The organism is Bradyrhizobium cosmicum, assembly GCF_007290395.2.
GTDB classification, from domain to species: domain Bacteria; phylum Pseudomonadota; class Alphaproteobacteria; order Rhizobiales; family Xanthobacteraceae; genus Bradyrhizobium; species Bradyrhizobium cosmicum.
In genome coordinates this window covers 2,382,763-2,406,504 of sequence record NZ_CP041656.2, presented here as the reverse complement: position 1 = coordinate 2,406,504, position 23,742 = coordinate 2,382,763, and the positions used below count along the sequence as shown (strand labels likewise).

The window sequence follows — 23,742 nt, the reverse complement described above, 5'->3', positions numbered from 1 at the left end:
GATTGCCCTTACCCCAACACGAAATAAAGTATCGCGCGGACATCGACGGGCTTCGAGCAATATCGGTCTCGGCCGTCATTGCCTTTCATCTCAAGATCGGACTGCCGGGAGGCTTTACTGGCGTCGATGTATTTTTCGTGATTTCCGGATTTCTCATCGGTCAAATCGTATATTTCGACGTAGCAAAAGGCCAGTTCTCGCTATCCGGTTTTTATGAGCGTCGCGCCAGGCGTATTCTGCCAGCTCTCCTCGTAACAATTGCCGCCAGTTGGTTTATTGCCAATCGGCAGCTTTACGCATTCGAGATGGCCGATTTCTCGAAATCGGCGGTCGCTTCGATTCTATTTGCGGCAAACCTCTACTTCTATTGGGCCAGCGGGTATTTCGCACCGGCGGCCGAGACTATTCCGCTGCTTCACTTGTGGTCTCTGGGCGTGGAAGAGCAATTCTATTTGCTGTTTCCGCCGATTGTCGTCGTATTAGGACGCTACTCGCCACGAATCATGTTTGCGGCACTTGGCGTGATGTGCCTTGCTTCACTGATTGCAGCACAAACCTTGATTTCTGGGCACCCTGAGGCAGCCTTTTATCTTCCAATAAGTCGGGCCTTCGAGATATTGCTTGGGGCTCTTGTTGCTCATCCCCTTTTCCCCCGCTCATACAGCCGCACAGCATGCGGGCTCTCCGCAACCCTGGGCGCCGCGTGCCTGCTCTTTTCGCTCGTCGCTTTCACGAGGGACACCCCCTTTCCAGGGGTGACCGCAATGTTGCCTTGCGCTGGCGCTGCGATGATCTTGTGGGCCGGCCAGTCGAGCTCGACCCCGATATCTCGGCTACTTGCCTGGCAGCCGCTGGTCTACATCGGAAAGCTCTCCTATTCGCTCTATCTCATCCATTGGCCCGTCATCGTCTTCGGCAAGTTGCTTTTCCCGAATCTCTCGCATTCGCTCTTCGCAGTTTCAGCTATTTCGGTAACTTTCGTTCTGGCGACCAACAGTTTTTGGTTCATTGAGACGCCACTGAGGCGAGGGCCTCTCACCAAGCGACACTGCTTGTCTAAGGCCGCTGCAGCAATGTTGCTTATCGGACTATTGCCGGCATGGACCCTGGCAAAGCAGAAAGCTCCGGCGTCCGCAGACCCCAACATCAACCGCATATTGAGTTTTAACTATTACAATCCCCGAACGCGTTTTCTCGCTCGAGAATGCTTTCTCGACCCGGACCAAACATTCAGGGACTACCTAATTGACAAATGCATCCCGCCATCCATCAGCACCGGCGCGATGCTCTGGGGTGACAGCCATGCCGCTCACCTCTACTACGGACTGCGAGCCGAAATGCAAAAGGCCGCGATTCCTTTTGGCATGTTAGCGTCATCGGCCTGCCCCCCAGTCATTGATCTCGAGGTTGAACTACGACCAAAATGCAAGGACGTGAACAGGGAGACTCTGACTCTTCTGCTCCGTCTCAAACCTCGCTTTGTCGTGCTCTCGGCTGCATGGCGGATGAATAGTGAAATTGCCTCGCGACTGGAAGCAACTGTGCGTCAACTTGTGCAGGCCGGAATCAAAGTCACTATTGTTACTGAAAGCCCCGCTTTCACTAACCGTGCACCCAACATCGCCGCCGCTCTGCTCCAATCCGGCAAACTTCCGTTGGCAACCGAGGCCGAGACCAATATCGCGGACTTGAAGGCTACCGATGCGGTCCTATCCGCCCATTTCGGCACTTCTGCAGAAGTAACTCTTCTGTCTCCGTTCGAGACATTCTGTTCGGAAAAAGGGTGCCCTCTGCTGGGGCACGATGGCGTCCCGCTTTACTTTGACCATTCGCACCTCACGGAGGCTGGATCAGCGATCTACGCGAAAGCGCTCGTTGCGGCTGTGCTGGAGCCGACGCTCAAGCGTTGAACCCGCGATACGGAATCAGCATGGGCCTCTCTCAACGATCGGCGCGTACAGTTTCACAGCGCTGCCGTCGACGGGATGGGCGAGGTTGTCGACGAGCGAACGTGAGGCGAAATCGAGCCCAAGGCCTTTCCACTCTTCTGTCTTCAGCGAGTGAACGCTCGTGCCCATAATCAACCATGCTCGCCGGAGGCGTTCCGGGCCTACCATCTTCAGATATTCGCCCGCGAGGCGATGAGAAGACGGATAGCCGGCAAAAATCCAAGGGAAGACCGGCATACGGCCACCAATCGCGAAGACTGCGCCTGGGACTTCGCCGCTAAGATCGATGGCAAGATCGTCCCGGCAAAAGCCGCGGCTCGCAACGTCCCTTTGCAAGGTTTGAACGAATTCACGGGTACGCTCGTCGAGCTTCAGTGCGCCCCGCGGACCGATCTCGGTTGAAATGGTCTGGCGGTCAACGGAAGTTGCCAGCCGATAGGGCGACGCCAAACCCGCAGCCGTCGCGCGGTACGCAAGGTAGATGCCCAAGAACGCAACGATCGTCGGGCCGAACGAGCGCGGGAGTACCAGGACGGTAGCCATCACCAGCACCATCAACGACAAGCCTGGAAAAAGTGCCACCTGAAAGCACACCCTTCCGGCGCTTCCCAGAGTCGCGGCCCACGGAATGAGACCGATCAGGGCGAGAAGCGCGATCCACTTGAGGCTCGCGTCACGCCGACAAGCGATTGAGAGCATCGCGAAACCGCCCCCGCCAAGCACTGAGAAAACATGGCAGTTGCTCGGATCAAACCGTCGCTGCAGGAGCGACAATCCGAGGAGGACAATTGCAGAAAAAGCAACCAACGCTCCATATTTGCCGATAGCGGGTCTCTCGTAGAGGCGAGCAAGCATGCAGACGAGCAACAAGACCCCGCTCACCCACCAGATCCAACCTTCGGTGAAGAAGTCGAGGAGCTGATCGCGCATCGAAAAGGGATTCGGATGGGAGCCGCCGAAAACTGTCAAATAGCCATTGATCTGACGAACTATCGTCTTAAGGGGAAGGCTCGCGGCCAGCGCTGCAACGAGGCCGAAGCCGAACAGCACCGTGCGACCAAGCTGCGCCAGTCGGCTCCGATAGTCAGCAAATGCACATAGCACGCCCGCGATATAGATTGCACAATAAGACGCGACGTTGAGAGGCCTGGTAAATAGTGCGATGGCGATTGCAAGAGCGACAATGAACGCAGAGACCGTAGGACGCGACTGCAGGAGGATCAATCCCAAGGCCAAAATCCAGCCGGCGACAAGGACGAGCCAGTTATAGGACGGCGTAGGCAACCAGTACGTATAGTAGAAGAACGGCGCGAGCAAAGCCACGCCAACGATCAGAATCGCATCGGGTTCGCGCCAGGAAAGTCTTAGTCTTTCTAAGACAGCCCAGCCCAGAGAAGCTCCCAGGCCCGCAAGAATCACCGCACCCAGGCGATTGAACGCTGAGACTGACTCGCCGGCAAGCAAATACAACGGGCGTATGGCGTAACTAAATAGCCCCAGGACAAATTCATATTCCGTGGGCCTTTGGGCCAACATGAGGTAGAACGCCTCGTCGGTAAAATCGAAGCCCCTGTCCATCTTCAGGATCAGGCTGGTAGCCAAAACGGCAGACAAAGCGAACAGCATTAGCGCGACAATCAGGCGGGACCGATAGATTGAAACGTCGAGATTCCGGGCGGCAGGCATTCGTTGTTTAAATCCTGAAGGTCGATATACGTCGAGCCCTACTCCAATTGACGACGTTGCTGGAATATGACATGGCGGCGAGATGGGATGGTTACGCTTCTTACTGGCGTCTCTTGTTGTCGCCTATCACTGCCAGATCCATCGTTTGTACCAGACGATCGGCGGGCTCGCCGCGGTCGAGGCGTTCTTTTTTGTCAGCGGGTTCTACATGGCGGCCGCCTATCCGCGATATCGAGGGCGATTCCCGGCGCTGATGTTTTGGCTGAGCCGATACTTAAGATTACTTCCATTTTACGCGACCGTTCTTTTCCTGACGTGGTTGTGTTGGTACGGCGGCCTACCCACAAATGCGACCTCGATCTTTAATGCATTCAGCGTGGATGACGCTCCTTGGCTCGCCAACATTACGTTGCTCGGGCAGGATCTGATCGCAATCAATGAGCGCGCGAACCTTCTGCTTCCGGTTCGCCAGTCATGGTCGATCAGCGCGGAATTGGTGTTCTATGCACTCACTCCATTTTTTCTGAAGCGCCGCAATTGGCAACTCATCGCCATTGCCTGTCTGTCTTTCGCCGTAAAAGCATATTTTACGATTTCCGGAGACTGGAGAAGCGCCTATTTTCCGTTTTATTCGCAAGTCGGCTATTTCATCCTGGGAATCATGCTGTTCAGGCTGCGCGACAGATTAACCTGGCAGAGATCGGCGGCATTTCCCCTTCTGGTACTGACTTCAATCTACCTTTGCGTCAGCCATTTTGCGGCGTTTGAACTCAACGGCGTTCTGGCCAACGCGGCCATGATTTTGGCTATCGCGATCGCCATGCCAACGGCCTTCGAGCATTCCAATCAGCGAGTCGCGAACTTCCTAGGTGACGTTTCGTACGGGGTTTACCTGGTGCACGTTCTGATAATCGAAGTGCTGATATCGCTGGGCTGGTTTTCTTACGGCGGGAGTTCGCAATCCTCAAGCAGCATCATATGGATGTTCGTTCTGGTGCTGTCACTCTCAACGATCGTCGCCGCGCTCTTTGAGGTCGCAATTCAAGATCCAATCGACCGCTGGCGTCGGCAAAGATTTTATGGCGTTCCGGCACCTCAAACCGACATTAAAAAGTAAAAACCACCGTAGCCCAGCCCCAATCGATTCGACTAAGCGAGGGATGGTGTCGCACCCTTTATAATAGATATTGGCGTTTGGCGTAACCGAGGAGCAGTATGAGCGCTCAGTTCATTGCCGCCCGCATCCAGAACGGCATCGAGGCAAAGCTGAGTGGTCGGCTCGCTCTCGCTGCTGAAACAGGGATTAGTTAGCACCTGAAAACGGAACTGATGAAAAGAACCCCGTTCTCAGCCGGTCTGATCGTTGCTCTGGCGGTGCTCGCCGGGCCGGACCATCTATCCATCGGAGAACTGCCTGTCATGGTCGGAAAAGCCAATGCAGACAACGGCGGCAAGGCGGGTCGCACGCCCGTAATGCCCTTGGCTCGCGATCCCTCTACCGCGGTGGCGGAGGAATATAACGCCGCCCGCCGGACGGGAACGCGGGACGCGTACGAGCTCTTCATTGCGCGACACAGCGACGACCCGCTAGCCGAGCAGGCACGCGCCGAGTTGAAGCGCCTGTCGCGCTGACCCCTTCGCGCACCGCAGCAAATCGCCCAAGCACTGCATTTCGACAGACGGCATCCGCGTGGACCCAGACTTGCCGCCTGATGTTTCGGCACTATGGTGGCTTCGCAATCTGTCCCGGAGCCTTTCACTATGCCCTTTCCGCATGCCTCGGAAGCCCTGTCGCGCTTCACCGTGCTTGATCTGACCCGTGTCCGGTCCGGGCCCACCTGCGTGCGGCAGCTGGCGGACTGGGGCGCCACCGTCATCAAGATCGACGCTCTGACCGAGGATTCCGGCGGCGAGCAGCCGGGCGGGCCGCGGCACGGCTCCGATTTCCAGAATTTGCACCGCAACAAGCGGGCGATGACGCTCAATCTGAAGGACGAGCGCGGGCTCGCCGTGTTCAAGCGCCTTGCCGCCAAGGCCGACGTCGTGGTCGAGAATTTCCGGCCCGACGTGAAGAAGAAGCTCGGCATCGACTATGAGAGCCTGCGCGAGATCAACCCGCGCATCGTCTATGGCAGTATCTCCGGCTTCGGCCAGGACGGCCCCTATCACAAGCGGCCGGGCTTCGATCAGATCGCGCAGGGCATGGGCGGGCTGATGTCGATCACCGGCGCGCCGGGCGAAGGGCCGATGCGGGTCGGCATCCCCGTTGCTGACCTCACCGCCGGCCTGTTCTGCGCCATGGGCATCCTCACCGCGCTACTGGAGCGCGAGGTCTCCGGCAAGGGCCAGTGGGTGCAGACCTCGCTGCTGCAGGCGCAAATCTTCATGCTCGACTTCCAGGCCGCGCGCTGGCTGATGGAGAAGGAAGTGGCAAAACAGGCCGGCAACAACCACCCGACCAGCATCCCGACCGGCGTATTCAAGACCTCGGACGGCTACATCAACATTGCCACGACAGGCGGACGGATCTGGGAGCGCTGCGCGCAGGCGATCGGCGCGCCGGAGCTCTACAGCCATCCCGATTATGCGACGGCACCGGCCCGCTCCAAGAATCGTGACGCGCTCAACGCCAAGATCGAGGAGCGCACCCTGACCAAGTCGACCGAGACCTGGGTCAAGGAATTCAACGATGCGGGCGTGCCCTGTGGGCCGATCTATGCCATCGACCAGATGTTCGATGACGCGCAGGTCAGGCATCTCGGCATCGCGCAGGACGTGCCGAACGATGAGGGCCGCCACATCCGTCTGGTCGGTCAACCCGTAACGCTGTCGCGCACGCCGAGCAAAATGGTGGCGCGGCCGCCGGAATTCGGCGAGCAGACCGACGAAGTGCTGAAGGAATTCGGTTTCGGCGCGGACGAGATCGCCAAGCTCAGGGAGGCCAAGGTAGTGTGAGCACCCTCGCTAGACCTTGCCAATGAAAAAGCCCGGCGCTCGCGCCGGGCTTTTCGACCCAGGCCTCAGCGCCGCCGCTCAGGTGCCGCCGAAGCGGTAATTCACGCCGAAGCGCAGGATGTTGTCGGTGACGTGCGAGCGATAGCCGACGACCAGCGGCGCACCGCTGAGTGCGATCACGGGCGTTGCAAGCGAGCCCGAGACGGTTCCGAGATCGACATAGAGATATTCGAGCCTGGCGCTCCAATTGTCTGAGAACGCACCTTCGATGCCGGCGCCTGCGCTCCAGCCGACCTTGGTCGTGCTGCTGCTGAAGCTTGCCGTAACAGGCGTGAACGTTCCGCCGTCGGCACCCGGGGTACCGCCGACATTGATCGCATTCACGCTGCCCGAAGTGGAGACACGGCCGTAAGCCAGACCGCCGGTCCCGTAGAACAGCACGCGCGGCGTCACGGCGACGCCGAGCCGGCCACGGACGGTGCCGAACCAGTCGAGCTTCTGGGTGAGATTGAATGCGACCGGCAGCGCGGGATCGAACGTGTTGTCGCCGCGATGGCCCGGCGTACAGACGCCGTCCTGCAAACCGGCCGGCGCGCCGGCGCACAGCGCGTCGATACTGCCCTTCTGGCCGCTGCCCTGGAAATCAGCCTCCAGGCCGACGACGAACATGTCGCGCTGCCAGTTGAAGCCGATCTGCCCGCCGCCGGTGAGGCCATCGAGATTGAACGTGCCTGCGCTTGAGCTCAGCAGCGCGCCCCCTTCACTGTCGATGAAGTCCGCCGTCGTCGCTGAGCGGCCCCAGCCATAGCCGATGTTGAGACCAGCATAGAAGCCACTCCAATTGTAACCGGGATCGACGGCCACTGGCGGCGCCTTGGTGTAGATGCGCGGCACCGCCATATCGGCGGCGAAGGCACGCGGTATGATCAGCATTCCGATCGCAGCCGCAACCAGCATGGTTCGTGTCATCAGTTCTTCCCTCGGTAAGCGGCGTTGCGCCGGCTCGCGCAATGCGCGGACGATTCAGTGCCGCGACACTAGGAAAGCGCGCATCGCTCCGCGTCCTGCGTTCGAAGGTCAGCGGTTTGGAGGACACAGGTAGCCGACCGCGCGCGGAAGACACGCGCGCACCATCCGGGCGATCGCAAAATCGCTGCTATTTCAGCGCCTTTCGATGATCGGGATAAGTTCTGCGGACTGGCGTCATAGCCTCGAGAGCCGCTCGATGCGGACTACTTCGCGGTCCAACAAGTAAAAATCACGCCGTGGATGTGGCACGATCGCAACAAACGGGTCGCGCTGCCCGGCCGACGGCTGCTGCACGATTTGCAGGACTCAGGACAGAAACGACAAAGCCCGGCGCGAGCCGGGCCTTGCTTCTTGTTGACGCCTCTATTGGTCTTAGTACTTGGCAACCACCGGGCCGGAGAACTGGTAGTTGACGCCGGCGCGCAGGATGTGGTCGGTGAAGTGCGACGACACGTTAGCGCCGATCGTGGAGGCCGGCGCGAGTGTGAACGGACCGGACCCGAAGCGGCCGAGATCCATGTAGAGATATTCGAGCTTGGCGCTCCAGTTCTGGGTGATCTTGCCTTCGACGCCTGCGCCAACGGTCCAGCCGGCGCGCGTCGTCGAGTTCGATCCGACCGAGGCAACTGCGACACCGGCGGGCGTGAAGCCGGTCATGGTGCCGGTGGTCTTGATCTCACCAAAGGCCAGACCGCCCGTGCCGTAGAACAGCACCTTCGGGGTTGCCAGGATGCCGACGCGACCGCGGACCGTGCCGAACCACTGAAGATGCTGATCGATCGTCAGCGTGGTGGCGCTCCCGAGGCCAGCCGGTGCGAACGTCAAACCGGGAAGGCACGGACCTCCGGCAATAGAGGTGATGCCGCAGACATAACCCGCGCTGCCCTTTTCGCCCGACCATTGCAGGTCGCCCTCGATACCGAACACCCAGTTGGTGCTCTGCCAGTTGTAGCCGGCCTGGCCGCCCGCGACGCCGCCGTTCATGTCGAATGAGGCACTGGTGACGGAGCCGGCGGGAGGCACAATCGGAGCGCCGGTTGCCGTGTTGAAGTAGGAGACGTCGCTACGCGACCGCCCCCAGCTGTAGCCGCCATTGGCACCGACGTAGAAGCCGGTCCAGCTCCAGACCGGATCAACCATGACCGGTGCCTTTACGTAGGGTCTCGCCGCCAGATCTGCAGCCAGTGCGCCCGTCGCGAACAGCGACATCGCCGCTGCCATTCCAATCACGATCCGCTTCATCGCAGTCCCCTTCACACAAATTCGTGACCCAAATATACCCCAGCACCTGCCCAACAGCTGTGCCGCGTCCGCAACATCTTGAACCAATTAAGCCTTGGGTAGTGTCGCGATCGGACTACGACCGAAATTCCATCCCATTGATTTCAAAAGTTTTTATTCCGCAACACTAACGTGATGTCGCTCTGGTCCGCTGCGTCCATCCGACGCGGCCCAGCAGCCCGTCGACCACCGGCCAAAACAGCAGCAGAATCGCCAGCGTCGTGATCGAGCCGACCAAGCCATTCGACCAGAACACCTTGAGGTCGCCACCCGAGCCGATCATCGAGAGGCGGAAGGCATCCTCGGCACGGTTGCCGAGCACGAGCGCCAGGGTGAACGGCGCCAGGGGAATGCCGATCTTCTTGAAGACGTAGCCGACGACACCGAAGCCCAGCATGAGCCAGATGTCGAACATCGCGTTCTGGATCGCATAGGCGCCGATCGCGCAGGACACCACGATCATCGGCGCCACCGCCGCGAACGGCACGCGCAGGATCGAGGCGAAGATCGGCACCGTCGTCAGCACCAGCACGAGGCCGACGACGTTGCCGAGATACATCGAGGCGATCAGCCCCCAGACGAAATCCTTGTGCTCGACAAACAGCAGCGGGCCCGGATTGAGTCCCCACACCATCAGGCCGCCAAGCAGGATAGCGGCGGTGCCGGAGCCGGGGATGCCGAGCGCCAGCATCGGCAGCAGCGCCGCGGTGCCGGAGGCATGCGCGGCTGTTTCCGGCGCGAACACGCCCTCGATGCGGCCCTTGCCAAAGCTCTCAGGATCCTTCGAAAAGCGCTTGGCAAGATTGTATCCCATGAAGGACGCCGCGATCGCGCCGCCCGGGGTGATGCCGAGCCAGCAGCCGATGAACGAGGAGCGCAGCAGCGTCACCCAGTATTTCGGCAGGTCCTTCCAGACGCTTAGCACGACGCGGAGCGAGATGCTCGCCGCATGCCCTCGCAACGCCAGCCGCTCCTCCATCGTCAGCAAGATCTCGCTGATGCCGAACAGGCCGATGACGGCGACGAGGAAGTTGATGCCCCGCAGCAGTTCCGACGACCCGAAGGTCATGCGCAGATTGCCCGACACCGTGTCCATGCCGATACCCGCGAGCAGGAGCCCGAGCGACATCGAGATGACCGTCTTGTGCTTGGCCTCGCGCCCGAGACCGACGAAGGAGCAGAAGGTCAACAGATACACCGCAAAGAACTCGGGCGGGCCGAACTTCAGCGCAAAGGACGAGATCATCGGCGCAAGGAAGGTGATCAGCAGCACCGCGACCAGCGAGCCGATGAAGGAGGACGTGAAGGCCGCAGTCAGCGCCTCCGCCGCCCTGCCCTGCTGCGCCATCGGATAGCCATCGAAGGTCGTTGCGACCGACCAGGCCTCACCGGGAATGTTGAACAGGATCGAGGTGATCGCGCCGCCGAACAGTGCCCCCCAGTAGATGCAGGACAGCATCACGATCGCCGAGGTCGGATCCATCGTGAAGGTGAGCGGCAGCAGGATCGCAACGCCGTTGGGGCCGCCGAGGCCTGGCAGCACACCGACGAAGACGCCGAGCACCAGCCCGACCATCATCAGCACCAGTGTCTTCCACGTCAGCAGGACGGCGAAGCCGTGAAGCAGGAGACCGAAAGCTTCCATCGCGGGCCCGCCTAGTGGCCGAAGGCCGCTTCGAGCGGCCCTTTCGGCATGATGACGTCGAAGGCGATGTCGAAGGTGACGAACATGATCGCCGTGAACACGAAGGCGGTGAGCAGCGACTTCCAAAGCGCGATCTTGCCGATCGCGCGCATGAAGCTCGCAATCAGCAGGAAGCTCGCGACATAGAGGCCGAGGAACTGCGTCACCAGGCAGAACAGCAGCGTCGGCACGAACACGGCCATCACACGGCGCGCCTGCGCGCGCGTGACGAAGGTCTCGGCCGCCTTGCGGTGCGCGACCAGCGCCGCGATCAGGCCATAGAGGCTGCCGCCGCCGAGGATCGCGGAGAGATAGAACGGGAAATAGCCGGGCTCGGGCCCGGTCGAATCCCAGGACGCGCCTGAGCGCCAATTGTCGTAGCCGAGCGTCGCGGCCAACGCGAGCAAGAGGATGCAGACGAATATCTCGATCGTGCCTGAGCTGACGACCGAGGGCGAGTCCTCTTCAGGCGCGGTCGGATCGTCGACGACGATTTCAAGATCGGTTTGGGACATGAGCTGCCAAATCAAATTCGCTGTCATCATCCGCGAAGGCGGATGATCCAGTACACCGTGCAGAACCCGTCTTTTCGTCGAGCCCTGTGCAATACTGGATGCCCCGCCTTCGCGGGGCATGACGTGGAGGATGTGATTACTTCGCGACGAATCCGGCTTCCGTCATCAGCGACTTGTTGACGGCATCGTCCTCTTCGAGGAATTGCACCATGTCCTTGCCGGTGAGGAAGATCGGCTTCAGCGCCTGCTTTTCCATGTAGTCCTTGTACTCGGCAGTCTGCGTCACCTTGTGGAACAGATCGACATAGAATGCCTGCTGCTCCGGCGTCACCTTGCCGGGCAGGAACATCGCGCGCAGCATCAGATACTGGACGTCGACGCCCTCCTCCTTGCAGGTCGGGATGTCGGCCCAGGACTGCGTGTCCGTCACCTTGCTGGTATAGGAGATCCGCTCCTTGTCGAACACGCACAGCGGCCGCACCTGGCCGGCGCGCCAGACTTCGAGATTCTCGGACGGATTGTTGACGTTGGATTCGGTGTGGTTGCCGACAAGCTGGGTCGCGGCTTCGCCGCCGGACTTGTAGGGCAGATAGGAGAATTTCGCGCCGGTCTTCTGCTCGAGGAAAACGGTCAGCACGTGATCCTCGCGCTTGGAGCCAGTGCCGCCCATCTTGAACGGCGCGCCCGCCGCCTTGGCCGCCGCGACAAATTCCTTCACGGTCTTGGGACCCGCGCTGTTGTCCCACAGCACGAACTGGTCGAGCGCGATCACCGAGACCGGGGTCAGCTCGCGCCAGTTGAACGGGATCTTCGCCGACAGCGGCAGCATGTAGATCAGCGAATAGGCGATCAGCACCTTGTTCGGATCGCCCTCGCTGGACTTCATGTACATCAGCGCTTCCGCACCCGACGCCCCGCCTTTGAGCGAGACGACGATCGGTTGCTTCATCAAATTGTTCTTCTGGATCGCGGCCTGCATCATCCGCGCCATCTGGTCGGAGGCGCCACCCGCGCCCGCCGCCACCACGATCTCGACCGGTTTGGTCGGCTCCCAAGCGGCAAAGGCCGGCGTACCGCAGAGCGCGGCGGCCAGCGTGATCGCGGCCTTCATTCCATGTCTCACGCGCGTCTTCCCTATTTTTCGCCTATGTTCTTGTTTGGATCAGCAATTCACGAGTCAGGCGAATTGCATTGTGCGGGCGAATGCCGGCCAGTTCAAGCCGGGCCGGCACCGCTTCGCTTATGACTTTGGAATGAGACCGATTGCAAGCACGCCGGCCGGAGCTTGAGCTGGAAATAGAGAGCATCATCGGGAAACTGTCTGCTCTTTGGCTGCTGCGGATAACCTGTCACAGCTTTATGGGACACATCCGAGGGGCCGCCGGAAGGATCGGCTTAGATTGGAGCCGACATAATCACGTCGCTTCCGTGAAGAGCATGATTCTCGTAGAAATTGTCAGATATGATATGCCCCACTTAAATCAGGACCGCGTTCAAGGGAAACTCAAGGCAATCCAAAGCGGCTTGGCCTTCGCTCTTGTAGTATTCATAGTCGTTCTCGCGAGCCTCATGATCGCGCCGGGCGCGGACGGGCTGTTAGGTGCATATCTCGCAACTTTGATGTTTGCCATCGCCTATAACGATGCCCGCTACTACCTCATTCCAAACGAGCTGACCGCCGCGGCTTTCGGACTTGCTTTGCTGCGTGTTGGAGTAACCGTGCCCAATGCAAGTGCATCATCCATGCTCTGGGTGGTCTTCTGCCCCGTAGCGGTAGCTCTGCCGTTGGTGCTTCTGACGTTATTCTATCGTCGTTGGCGAGGCCGGGAGGGATTGGGGCTTGGGGGCGTCAAACTTGCCGCGGTTGCCGGTGCTTGCTCGAACTCCCGACAGCGGCCGCGGTGATCGAGTTGGCAGCGCTTTCAGCGATTGCCGTCTATATCGCAGATGCTGCGATGCGGAGGCGGCCGCTACGGGCGACGGCATTCCTGCCGTTCGGACTCTTCATGGCGCCGGCTATCTGGATCGGCTGGCTGAGCGAACGATTGCTTTTGCGTTGGGGCTATGCCTGGCTCGGATGACCTCGCTGAGGCTGCGAGGTTATCCCCTTGTTTCGCGAGCCTGTGTCGGTGATGGGACGCGGAGATTCCGTCGCGCGCTACTTGCCCTTCCAGTTCGGCGTGCGCTTGTTGAGGAAAGCGTCCATGCCCTCGCGGAAATCTTCGCTCATATAGGCCTTGAGGATCAGGTCCTCGCCTTCCTCGCGCGACAGCGTGCGGCGGATACGGCGCACCGCTTCCTTGGTCGCTTCCAGCGTGAGGGGCGCATGGCTCGCGACCAGCTTTGCGGTTTCGTCCGCACGGCGCTGCAGCGTCTCGACGTCGGGCACGATCTCGGTAAGCAGGCCGAGCGCGAGCGCCTCGGGGGCCTCGACCAGGCGTGCCTTGAAGATCATATCCTTGGTGCGGGCGGGACCGACCAGCGAGACGATGCGGCTGATGTTCGACATCGACAGGCAATTGCCGAGCGTCCGCGCGATCGGAAAGCCGATGCGCGTCGTCTCGGTGCCGATGCGGAGATCGCAGCAGGCCGCAATGCCGGCACCCCCGCCGGTGCAGGCGCCGGCGATCGCTGCGATCACGGGTACGCGGCACTGCTCGAGCGTGCCGAGCACGCGGTCGATACGGGCCTCGTAGTCGAGCGCATCCTGCGCGGTCTTGAAGGCGCGAAACTGCGAGATGTCGGTGCCGGAGGCGAACGCCTTGTCGCCGGCGCCGGTGAGGATCAGCGCCTTGATCGAGCGGTCGGCGTTGATCTCGGTGCAGATCTCCGCCATGCGGTCATACATGGCGAAGGTCATGGCGTTGCGCGCCTGGGGGCGGTTGAAGGTGATCCGCGCGATACCGTCCGTGACGGAGTAGAGCAGGTCTTCGTTGGTCGTCGTCGGTGCGTTCATCGCGCGCTCACTTTCCAAGCTAGTTCAGGCCACCTGAGCCCTTAAGCGACCTGGGCCTTGGCCATCGGCACCACGTCGCGTCCCTTCAGGACGTCCATGGCCGCCAGAACGCCACCGCTCCGGTGCGGGATCTTTGCAAGATCGAGGCCCATCTCGACGCCGGCGAGCGTCCCCATCAGCATCAGATCGTTGAAATGGCCGATATGTCCGATGCGGAATACCTTGCCCTTGACCTTGTTCAGGCCGGTGCCGAGCGACATGTCGAAGTTTTCCAGCACCACCTTGCGGAAGGCGTCGGCGTCGTGTCCGTCAGGCACCCGCACGCCGGTCAGCGCCGGCGAGTGCGCCGCGGGATCGGAGCACTGCGTCTCCAGGCCCCAGACCTTGACCGCAGCGCGCGTCGCGGCGCTGTGCCGCTTGTGACGGGTCCAGACGTTCTCCAGCCCCTCCTCTTCCAGCATCTTGACTGCTTCGCGCAGGCCGTAGAGCAGGTTGGTCGCGGGCGTATAGGGGAAGGTACCGAGCTTGTTGAAGTTGATGACCTCCTGCCAGTCCCAATAGGAGCGCATGCCGGGATTGGCTTTCGCCGCCGCGAGCGCCTTCTCCGAGACGGCGTTGAAGCTGAGGCCCGGCGGCAGCATCAGGCCCTTCTGCGAGCCGGCGACCGAGACGTCGACGCCCCAGGCATCATGCTCGTATTCCATCGAGCCGAGGCCGGAGATGGTGTCGACCATCAGCAGCGCCGGATGCTTGACGCGGTCGAGCAGCTTGCGCACCTCCAGCGGCGGTGTCACGCAGCCGGTCGAGGTTTCGTTGTGCACGACGCAGACCGCCTTGATCGCGTGCTGCTTGTCGGCAGTCAGGCGTTTCTCGATCTCGGCGAGGTCGGCGCCATGGCGCCAGTCGCTCGGGATGAAGTCGACGTCGATCTTGAACTTTTCGGCGATGCCGCGCCACAGCACGGCGAACTGGCCGGTCTCGCACATCACGACCTTGTCGCCGGGCGCGAATACATTGACCATCGCCGCTTCCCAGGCACCGGTCCCGGACGAAGGGAAGATGATCACGGGCTGCTTGGTGCGGAACACCCGCTGCATCGCGGCCAGCACGCCGAAACCGAGCTCGGCGAACTCCGGACCGCGATGGTCCAGCGTCGGCATGTCCATCGCCCGCAGCACGCGGTCGGGCACATTGGTCGGTCCTGGAATCTGTAGGAAATGCCTTCCAGTATGCACGGTCATCGGCGTCCTTCCCGGTCTTGAATCTGTCTTTGAGCCTGTCTTGGCTTGCCTCTGTCGGCCTCGATCGCGAGGCCCTAGCGAGCCGCTCGCATATCATTATTCGCCGGGCTTGTCCCCCGCCCGGCGGGGTCCGTCAATGCACAAGAAGCAGAGCTCGCCTTGCCAAGGCGCGCGCCGGTAGGCAAGACGGGGGCGACGAACAGGCGAGAGTTGACCATGGCGGCTGAAGTGGCCGGAAAATCACAGGAATCGGCCAGAATGGACGGCCTGGCGGCGCGTTTGGCCCGGGAGATTACGGGCGACGTCCTGTTCGACCCGTTCAGCCGCGGCCGCTACGCCACCGACGCTTCGTTCTACCAGATCGTGCCGGCAGGCGTGGTGGTGCCGCGCAGCATGGACGAAGCGCTGCGGGCACTGGCGATCGCCCGCGACGAGGGACTGAAGGTGACCCCGCGCGGCGGCGGCACCTCGCAATGCGGCCAGACCGTCAATGACGGCCTGGTGGTGGACCTCTCGAAGCACCTCACCCGCATCCTGTCGCTCGACGTCGAAAGCCGCACCTGCGTGGTCGAGCCCGGCATCGTTCTCGACGACCTCAATCGCCAGCTCAAAAAGCACGGACTGTGGTTTCCGGTCGACGTGTCCACGGCCTCGCGCGCCACCATTGGCGGCATGGCCGGCAACAATTCCTGCGGCGGCCGCAGCCTGCGCTACGGCACCATGCGCGACAACACGCTGTCGATGGAGGCGGCCCTGGCCGACGGCACGCTCAGCCGCTTCGGCGAGGTGTCGCGCGATCTCTCCGAGATCGACGCAAGCGACAGCGCACGGGCCCTGTTCCGCGACATGCTCGATCTCGGCACGCGCGAAGCCGATGAAATCAAAGCGCGCTTCCCGAGCGTGCAGCGCCGAGTCGGCGGCTACAATCTCGATGCGCTGGTGCCTCGCAACGCGCCCAACAACATGGCGCATCTGCTGGTCGGCTCCGAAGGCACCCTGGCCTTCACTACCAAGGTCGAGCTGAAGCTGTGGCCCGTCATCCGCAACAAGGCGCTCGGCGTTTGCCACTTCGGCAGTTTCTATGAGGCGATGGACGCGGCCCAGCACCTCGTCAAGCTGAAGCCGATCGCGGTCGAACTGGTCGACCGCACCATGCTCGCGCTGGGCCGTGATATAGCGATGTTCCGTCCCATCATCTCCGCCGCCATCAAGGGCGATCCGGATGCCGTGCTGGTGGTGGAGTTCGCGGAAGAAGACCATGCCGACAATCTCTTGCGCCTCAAGCAGCTCGGCGAGCTGATGGGCGATCTCGGCTTCGGCTGGAGCAACGACAAGCGCAAATGGGGCGGCGTGGTGGAGATCACCGAGCCCGCGCTTCAGGGCGGCATTGCCGATTTCCGCGCCGCGGGCCTCAACGTCGTGATGTCGATGAAGCAGGAGGGCAAGCCGGTCTCCTTCGTCGAGGATTGCGCCGTGCCGCTGCCCCATCTCGCCGACTACACCGCGCGGCTAAACGAGGTGTTTGCGAAGCACGGCACCAGCGGCACGATGTATGCGCACGCCTCCGAGGGCTGCCTGCACGTGCGTCCGGTTCTGAACCTGAAGCTGGAGAAGGACGTCAAGGCGATGCGCGCCATTGCCGAAGAAGCCTTCGCGATGGTGCGCGAGTACAAGGGCTCGCATTCCGGCGAGCATGGCGACGGCCTGGTGCGCTCGGAATTCCACGAAGCCATGTTCGGCGAACGTCTCGTCGACGACTTCAGGGAAGTGAAGCAGCGCTTCGATCCCGACGGCGTTCTCAATCCCGGCAAGATCGTCGATGCGCCCAAAATGGACGACCGCTCGTTGTTCCGCTTCAAGCCCGGCTATCGCGTCACTGACCTGAAGACGAAACTCGACTGGTCCGCCTATCCCGGCGCCGGCGGCGGCTTCCAGGGCGCGGTCGAGATGTGCAACAACAACGGCGCCTGCCGCAAGCTCGAGGGCGGCGTGATGTGTCCGTCCTATCGCGCGACGCGCAACGAGAAGGATGTCACGCGCGGCCGCGCCAACACGCTGCGGCTCGCGATCTCCGGCCAGCTCGGCGCGGGCGCACTCTCCTCCGACGAGATGATGGAGACGCTGAAACTCTGCGTCTCCTGCAAGGCCTGCCGCCACGAATGCCCAACTGGCGTCGACATGGCCAAGATGAAGATCGAGGTGCTGGCGGCACGCGCCGCCTCACACGGCCTGACATTGCGCGACCGGCTGGTCGGCTACCTCCCCCGCTATGCCGGCCTTGCGTCGCGCTTTGCGCCGCTGGCGAATTTCCGCAACCGCAGCCCGCTGCTGCGAAAGCTGCTCGAACGCTTCGCCGGCATCAGCGCGCGCCGCGCCCTGCCCGCCTTCCGCAGCGACGTGTTCGTGCCGCCGGCCGCCAGCGTCGGTCCACAGACCGGCCGCGAGGTCGTGCTGTTCGCCGACACCTTCAACCGCATCTACGAGCGAGAAAATCTCGACGCCGCGCTGCGCGTGCTCACGGCCGGCGGCTATCGCGTTCATATGCCGAAGCCCGCGACCGGCAGCCGCCCACTCTGCTGCGGCCGCACCTTTCTCTCAGCCGGCCTCGTCGACGAAGCCAAATCCGAGCTCGATCGTCTGGTGGCCGCCTTCGCTCCATTTGCCACACGCGGCGTGCCGATCGTCGGCCTCGAGCCGAGCTGTCTCCTGACGCTGCGCGACGAGCTCGCCTCGCTGCGCAAGGACGACGCCGCCAGGGCCGTCGGCGCCCATGCGCTGACCTTCGAGGAGTTTCTGGTGCGCGAGGCCGAGGCCGGCCGATTGCAGCTGCCGCTCGGCTCCATCGCCGACAAGGCCGTGGTGCACGGCCATTGCCATCAAAAATCCTTCGGCGCCTTCAAGCCGGTCGAGCAGGTGCTGCGCCTCGTCCCTGGCCTTGAGGTCGAGACCATCGAGTCGAGCTGCTGCGGCATGGCCGGCGCCTTCGGCTATGGCGCGGACACCTACGACGCCTCGATCAAGATGGCCGAGCTGTCGCTGCTCCCCGCCGTTCGGCGTGCGGATCTGGCAACGCTTGTCGTCGCCGACGGCACTTCCTGCCGGCACCAGATCCACGATGGCACAGAGCGCGAGGCCCTTCACGTCGCGCGCGTGCTGGCGATGAGCCTCGATCGCGCCGAAACAAATTCCACGACCAACCCTGCTGCAAAGGAACCCAGCCATGGCTGATCTCACGCTCGACACCGCCCGCAAGATCCTCGACGCCGCCTTCGCGAAATCCACCGAGCTGAAGCTCAAGCCGCTGGTCGTCACCATTCTCGACGCGCGCGGTGTGCTCAAGCTCGCCGCCGCCCAAGACGGCACCAGCCTGATGCGTGCGGAGATTGCGCACGGCAAGGCCTATGGCGCGCTCGCCATGGGCATGGGCTCGCGCGCGCTGTTCCAGCGTGCGCAGGAGCAGGCTTATTTCATCGACGCCGTGAACACGATTGCGAAAGGCGCGCTGGTGCCGGTTCCGGGCGGCGTGCTGATCATGGACGGCACCACGCTGCTCGGCGCCGTCGGCGTCTCCGGCGACACCTCCGACAATGACGAGGCCTGCGCGGTGGCAGGCATCCAGGCCGCGGGACTGAAGGCCAACGCGGGCTAGGGATGACGGTGGGGCGGGTCAGCTTTGGGCTCTTCAAAACCAAAACTGCGAAAACAACCCCATGCACAGTAGACGGGGCCGTCCGCCAGACGCGACTCACGGATTCGGAAAATCAGTTGACGCGTCGGGCAAAACAGGACCATATTGGCATCATCGGGAAGTGCTGTCGGGTGGGTTAGGCTTGCGGCCGCGCGAAGCGCAGTCCGCATGGCGTAACCCGCCTCGTTGTTCCCGCAGCAGCAGACAGTGGTGGGTTACGCCGATGCGGTTTGCGCATCTGCAGGGCCGACCACCCGACGAACTGCGCGCACCAAGCTCCCCTCACCGCCCCGTCCAGATCGGCTTGCGCTTTTCGCCGAACGCCTTCAGCCCCTCTTTCGCATCCTCGGTCATCGCGAGCAGCGCGATCTGGCTTTCGGTGTAGGCGATGCTCTCGTCGAACGACATCGCGGCGATGGCGCGCATGGCGTATTTGCCGCGGCGGATCGCAGTCGGGGATTTGTCGACGATGCGGCCGATCAGCCAGTCGATCTTCGCATCCAGCCCGGCGGCGGGCACGACGTAGTTGAGCAGGCCCGCAGCTTGCGCGGCCTTGGCATCGAACGGCTCGCCGGTGAGCGCCCATTCGTTGACGAGCCGCGGCGGCGCGATGCGCTGCAACAGGCTCAGCACCTGCATCGGGAACACGCCGACCTTCACCTCCGGCAGGCCGAAGACGATGTGGTCCGCCGCAATCGCCATGTCGGTCATGCAGAGCAGGCCCATGCCGCCGGCCATGCAGACGCCCCCGACCCGCGCAATCGCCGGTTTCGTGGCGTTCTGTGACAAACGTAACAGATCGGCATAGTCGACATTTGGTTTGGAATGATCCATCGCGAAAGCGGCGCCGGAATTCTGCAAATCGGCGCCCGCGCAGAACGCCTTGTCGCCCGCACCGGTCAGCACGATGACGCGGACGTCCTTGTCGTCATGCGCGTCGCGATAGCCTTTGGTGATGCCGGCGATCACGTCGCCGTTCAACGCGTTGCGTTTCTCGGGCCGGTTGATGGTGATCCAGAACGCCTGCCCGCGCTTCTCGGTGATAACGGCTGTGGTGTCGGTCATGGCGTGCTCGCCTCCTTGCTCCCGTTTTGCAGCATTTGCGGCAGGTGGGGCGGCAGGCGCAAGGGCAATTTACAGCGCTGTGTCACCATAGCGTGTGGGCGCAACTTGGCTTGCCGATTGAATTATGAACTGCGGCGACTATCCTGACTGGAGATTTGATCACCAATGAGCCAATTCATGCGCGCCGCCGTCGTGTTGCTGCTGGCAGGGTTGATCGTCGCAAGCGGCGGAGCCGCAAGCCACGCGGCCGACGCGACCAAGCTTGCGCTCGTGATCGGCAACGCAAAATATCCTGACAACGAGTTCGTGCTCAGCGACGCCGCCAACGACGCCCAGGCCGTCGCCGAGGAACTGAAGCGCGACGGGTTCGTCGTCGACCGACAGAGCAACCTCACGGCCGACGCCATGCGGCAGGCGCTGGATCGCTTCTATGCCCGGATCGAACGCGGCGCCGTCGCGCTGATCTTTTTCGATGGCTTCGGCATCCAATCCAACCGGCAGACCTATCTGCTGCCGGTCGACGCGCAGATCTGGACCGAGCCGGACGTGTCGCGCGACGGCTTCAGCCTCGACGCCATTCTCGCCGAGATGAACACGCGCGGCGCCGCGATCAAGATCGCGCTGATCGACGCTTCCCGCGGCAATCCGTTCGAACGAAGATTTCGTCGCTACTCTGCAGGCCTCGCACCGGCGATCGCGCCTGGCAATTCGCTGATCCTGTATTCTGCCGCACTTGGCGCGGTCGTGGCAAACAGCAAGACCGATCGCAGCCTGTTCGTCGCCGAGCTGCTGCGCGAGATGCGCGCGCCAAACATCAGCGCCGAGCAGGCATTGACCAACACCAAGAACGGCGTGGTCGCCGCCACCAACAGGGAGCAGGTGCCGTGGCTGTCGTCCTCGCTGACGACGGACTTCTCGTTCGCGGGTCTGGTGGCGGGGCCGCCGGACACCAAGGGCACCGATCCGGCGCCGACGAAACCCGATTCGCAGAAGCAGGTCTGCGAGGTGCCGCAAGCAGAGCCTGCCCCAAGCGCCGACGACCTCGCCAAAGACCCCGTTATCGCCGATCTCACCCGTAAGATCGCGGCCAACACCAACGATGCCGTCTCTCGCTACAAGCGCGGGCAGGTCTATGCGATCAAACGCGCTTACGCGCTCGCCATGCAGGATTTCGACGTGGTGATCCGCCGCGACCCCAGGGATGCCGAAGCCCTCAACAACCGCTGCTGGACGCGGGCTGCCACCGGCGATCTGCAAGGTGCCCTCGCCGATTGCAATCTGGCGCTCCAGAGCAATCCCGGATTGAGCGATGCGTTCGACAGTCGCGGGCTGGTCAACCTCAAGCTCGGGCGCACCGCCGAGGCGGTCAAGGACTACACCGATGCGATCCAGCGCAACCCGCGCTCGTCATCCTCGCTGTTCGGCCGCGGTATCGCCACCCGCAGGAGCGGCGGCGACGGCGCCACTGATATCGCGCAGGCGAAATCCATGAATCCCAACATCGCGAAGGAATTCGCCGGCTACGGGGTGACGGAGTGCACACCCTGAACGGTCGCAGCCTTCCTGATCCAGACCTTGTTGTCGTGGAACGCAGCCCCGCCGATCGGCGCGATGGTGTCCGCGCCCGTCAGCATGTTGATGCCGCGGCCACCGAGATGATTCTTGTTCGGATGAACCGACTCCGCGATCAGCACACCGCGCCGCACGCCCTCGAACAGGGTTGCGATCAAGGTGGTCTCGCCGCGGGTATTGCCGAGCGTCACGGCGTCGCCATTGGCGATGTCGAGGGAAGCTGCATCGAGCGGATGGATCATCACGCTCGCCTTGCCCTCGCGCGCCTGCGATGACGGCGTCTCGTTGAAGGTGGTGTTGAGAAAGCTGCGCGAGGGGCTGGTCGCAAGCCGGAATGGATGAGCCTGGTCGGCGTGCTCGATCACCGCCCAATGATCCGGCAGCGACGGCATCTTGTCGAAGTCGCCCATCGTCTGGCCGAACGGCGGATGCGCCCAATCGGCCTTGAAGTGGAATTTCTTGTCGGCATGGGCAAAGCCGTCGAGATAATGCGAGGTGCGAAAATCCGGCTGCAGGTCGCGCCAGAGGTCGGCCTCGAGGCCGGCGATGTCGCCATGGCTGCTGAGCTTCAGCGTCGCGTCGATTAATTCGCGCGGCGTCATCTCGAAGCCCGGATGCTTCGCGCCGAGCCGCGGCGCCAGCGCCTGCAAGACCTCGTGGTTGGAGCGGCATTCGCCGGGCGGGTCGATCAGCTTCGGCCCCACCGAGATGTGCTGGTGACCGCCGCCATAATAGAGATCGTCATGCTCCATGAACATGGTCGCCGGTAGCACGATGTCGGCCATCGCAGCCGTCTCGGTCATGAACTGCTCGTGCACCGCGACGAACAGATCCTCGCGCGCAAACCCCTGCCGGACCAGTGCCTGCTCCGGCGCCACCGTCATCGGGTTGGTGTTCTGGATCAGCATCGCCTTGACCGGCCCCTTGCCGAGCAGCGCCTCGGCATCGCCGGTGAGGATGCGGCCGATCTGCGACTGGTCCAGTGCACGAGTGGTCTTGTCGATGGCGTCGTGGGCTTCGATGATGGATTCGTTGAAGTGCCACAGCGCGAAATTGTTGAAGAAGGCGCCGCCGCCTTCATATTGCCAGGCGCCGGTCACCGCGGGAATGCAGAGCGCCGCATGCATCTGCATCGCGCCGTTGCGCGAGCGGGTGAAGCCGTAGCCGAGGCGGAAGAAGGTCCGCTCGGTTTCGCCGACCAGCTTCGCGAAGGCCTCGATCTCGGAGACCGGCACGCCGCAGATGGCGGAGGCCCATTCGGGCGTGCGCGTCTTCAGATGCGCTTCGAGTTCATCAGGGCAATCCGTGTATTTGTCCATGTAGGCGCGGTCGGCATGACCGTCGCGAAACAGCACGTGCATGACGCCGCAGGCGAAGGCACCGTCGGTGCCGGGGCGCAGGATGATCTTGATGTCCGCCTGCTTCATGGTCTCGTTGTCGTAGATGTCGATCGCGGCGATCTTGGCGCCACGCTCCTTCCGCGCCCGCGCCGCATGCGTCATCACGTTGACCTGGGTGTTGACGGGATTGGTGCCCCAGATCACCACGAGGTCGGAGACCGCCATCTCGCGCGGATCGACGCCGGCGATCTTGCCGGTACCGATCGCAAAGCCGATGCGCCCGACATTGGCGCAGATGGTCTGGTAGAAGCGCGAATATTTCTTCACATGCGTGAGGCGGTTGAGGCCGTCTCGCATCACCAGCCCCATCGTGCCGGCATAGTAATAGGGCCAGATCGATTCCGCGCCGAACTCGCGTTCGGCCTGGTTGAAGCGGTGGCCGATCTCGTCCAGCGCCTCGTCCCACGAGATGCGCGCAAACTGCCCGGAACCCTTCGGCCCGGTGCGGCGCATCGGGTGCATCAGCCGCTCGGGATGATGGATGCGCTCGGCGTAGCGGGCGACCTTGGCGCAGACGACGCCGGCCGTGTAGGTCTGCTTTTTCGAACCACGGACGCGTCCGATGCTGCGGCCTTCGACCACCTCGACATCGAGGGCGCAGGCCGACGGGCAATCATGCGGGCAGGTCGAATGGCGGATTTCGATCTTGGCGTGCTGGTTCATGCCCCAGTTGGTAACACCAAAATACCGGCCAGCCGAGCGCATTTTGCCGGCAATGCCC

Annotated in this window: 18 protein-coding genes; 8 read left to right on the top strand and 10 right to left on the bottom strand. The window is 62.4% G+C overall.

Annotated elements, in window-relative coordinates:
• Positions 1-2 precede the first annotated feature (2 nt).
• Positions 3-1,910 (top strand): acyltransferase family protein, encoded by a 1,908-nt coding sequence (locus FNV92_RS11310; protein WP_168213258.1) that lies wholly within the window; start codon positions 3-5, stop codon positions 1,908-1,910.
• A 15-nt stretch (positions 1,911-1,925) separates the two neighbouring features.
• Here the strand turns inward: FNV92_RS11310 and FNV92_RS11305 are convergent, their stop codons facing one another.
• The gene (locus FNV92_RS11305; RefSeq protein WP_143840923.1) at positions 1,926-3,635 is read right to left on the bottom strand and encodes a hypothetical protein; all 1,710 of its coding nucleotides are present in this window, start codon (positions 3,633-3,635) and stop codon (positions 1,926-1,928) included.
• Between the two features lie 145 nt (positions 3,636-3,780).
• On the opposite strand from FNV92_RS11305, the gene FNV92_RS11300 reads away from it, so the two are divergent.
• The 3 genes from FNV92_RS11300 (at position 3,781) to FNV92_RS11290 (ending at position 6,590) form a co-directional block, all read left to right on the top strand.
• Positions 3,781-4,752: an acyltransferase family protein gene (locus FNV92_RS11300; protein WP_244623718.1), complete on the top strand. Its 972-nt coding sequence runs from the start codon at positions 3,781-3,783 to the stop codon at positions 4,750-4,752.
• A 212-nt stretch (positions 4,753-4,964) separates the two neighbouring features.
• Positions 4,965-5,267 carry a hypothetical protein gene (locus FNV92_RS11295; RefSeq protein ID WP_015684782.1) on the top strand — a complete coding sequence of 101 codons (303 nt, stop codon included), beginning with the start codon at positions 4,965-4,967 and terminating at the stop codon, positions 5,265-5,267.
• A 129-nt stretch (positions 5,268-5,396) separates the two neighbouring features.
• Complete coding sequence (locus FNV92_RS11290; RefSeq protein WP_015684781.1) at positions 5,397-6,590, top strand: CaiB/BaiF CoA transferase family protein; 1,194 nt, start codon at positions 5,397-5,399, stop codon at positions 6,588-6,590.
• A 78-nt stretch (positions 6,591-6,668) separates the two neighbouring features.
• Here the strand turns inward: FNV92_RS11290 and FNV92_RS11285 are convergent, their stop codons facing one another.
• From FNV92_RS11285 to FNV92_RS11265, 5 genes are all read right to left on the bottom strand, one after another.
• Complete coding sequence (locus tag FNV92_RS11285; RefSeq protein ID WP_143840926.1) at positions 6,669-7,559, bottom strand: outer membrane protein; 891 nt, start codon at positions 7,557-7,559, stop codon at positions 6,669-6,671.
• Between the two features lie 432 nt (positions 7,560-7,991).
• Positions 7,992-8,861 (bottom strand): outer membrane protein, encoded by an 870-nt coding sequence (locus FNV92_RS11280; protein ID WP_143840927.1) that lies wholly within the window; start codon positions 8,859-8,861, stop codon positions 7,992-7,994.
• A 166-nt stretch (positions 8,862-9,027) separates the two neighbouring features.
• Complete coding sequence (locus FNV92_RS11275) at positions 9,028-10,545, bottom strand: tripartite tricarboxylate transporter permease (protein WP_143840928.1); 1,518 nt, start codon at positions 10,543-10,545, stop codon at positions 9,028-9,030.
• A gap of 11 nt (positions 10,546-10,556) precedes the next feature.
• Complete coding sequence (locus FNV92_RS11270; RefSeq protein ID WP_143840929.1) at positions 10,557-11,099, bottom strand: tripartite tricarboxylate transporter TctB family protein; 543 nt, start codon at positions 11,097-11,099, stop codon at positions 10,557-10,559.
• 136 nt (positions 11,100-11,235) lie between these two features.
• On the bottom strand, positions 11,236-12,210 hold the full coding sequence (locus FNV92_RS11265) for a Bug family tripartite tricarboxylate transporter substrate binding protein (protein ID WP_015684776.1): 975 nt from the start codon (positions 12,208-12,210) through the stop codon (positions 11,236-11,238).
• Positions 12,211-12,362: 152 nt separating this feature from the next.
• Between FNV92_RS11265 and FNV92_RS11260 the strand changes: the two genes are divergently transcribed.
• A complete protein-coding gene (locus FNV92_RS11260; RefSeq protein ID WP_244623719.1) occupies positions 12,363-13,004 on the top strand; it encodes a prepilin peptidase in 642 nt (213 codons plus the stop codon).
• Positions 13,005-13,257: 253 nt separating this feature from the next.
• Here FNV92_RS11260 and FNV92_RS11255 read toward each other — a convergent pair whose 3' ends face one another.
• On the bottom strand, positions 13,258-14,055 hold the full coding sequence (locus FNV92_RS11255) for an enoyl-CoA hydratase/isomerase family protein (protein ID WP_143840931.1): 798 nt from the start codon (positions 14,053-14,055) through the stop codon (positions 13,258-13,260).
• A 41-nt stretch (positions 14,056-14,096) separates the two neighbouring features.
• Positions 14,097-15,296 carry a pyridoxal-phosphate-dependent aminotransferase family protein gene (locus tag FNV92_RS11250; protein WP_143840932.1) on the bottom strand — a complete coding sequence of 400 codons (1,200 nt, stop codon included), beginning with the start codon at positions 15,294-15,296 and terminating at the stop codon, positions 14,097-14,099.
• Between the two features lie 216 nt (positions 15,297-15,512).
• Between FNV92_RS11250 and FNV92_RS11245 the strand changes: the two genes are divergently transcribed.
• Positions 15,513-18,524, top strand: coding sequence for an FAD-binding and (Fe-S)-binding domain-containing protein (locus FNV92_RS11245; RefSeq protein WP_416377750.1), 3,012 nt, complete (start codon positions 15,513-15,515; stop codon positions 18,522-18,524).
• Complete coding sequence (locus FNV92_RS11240; protein WP_143840933.1) at positions 18,517-18,945, top strand: GlcG/HbpS family heme-binding protein; 429 nt, start codon at positions 18,517-18,519, stop codon at positions 18,943-18,945. Before FNV92_RS11245 ends, FNV92_RS11240 begins: the two co-directional genes overlap by 8 nt.
• A gap of 321 nt (positions 18,946-19,266) precedes the next feature.
• On the opposite strand, the gene FNV92_RS11235 is transcribed toward FNV92_RS11240, so the two are convergent.
• Positions 19,267-20,049, bottom strand: a complete 783-nt coding sequence (locus FNV92_RS11235) for an enoyl-CoA hydratase/isomerase family protein (RefSeq protein ID WP_143840934.1) — start codon at positions 20,047-20,049, stop codon at positions 19,267-19,269.
• A gap of 165 nt (positions 20,050-20,214) precedes the next feature.
• Between FNV92_RS11235 and FNV92_RS11230 the strand changes: the two genes are divergently transcribed.
• The gene (locus FNV92_RS11230; protein ID WP_143840935.1) at positions 20,215-21,597 is read left to right on the top strand and encodes a caspase family protein; all 1,383 of its coding nucleotides are present in this window, start codon (positions 20,215-20,217) and stop codon (positions 21,595-21,597) included.
• On the opposite strand, the gene FNV92_RS11225 is transcribed toward FNV92_RS11230, so the two are convergent.
• Complete coding sequence (locus FNV92_RS11225) at positions 21,570-23,684, bottom strand: molybdopterin-dependent oxidoreductase (protein WP_143840936.1); 2,115 nt, start codon at positions 23,682-23,684, stop codon at positions 21,570-21,572. The genes FNV92_RS11230 and FNV92_RS11225 overlap by 28 nt on opposite strands.
• Positions 23,685-23,742 lie beyond the last annotated feature (58 nt).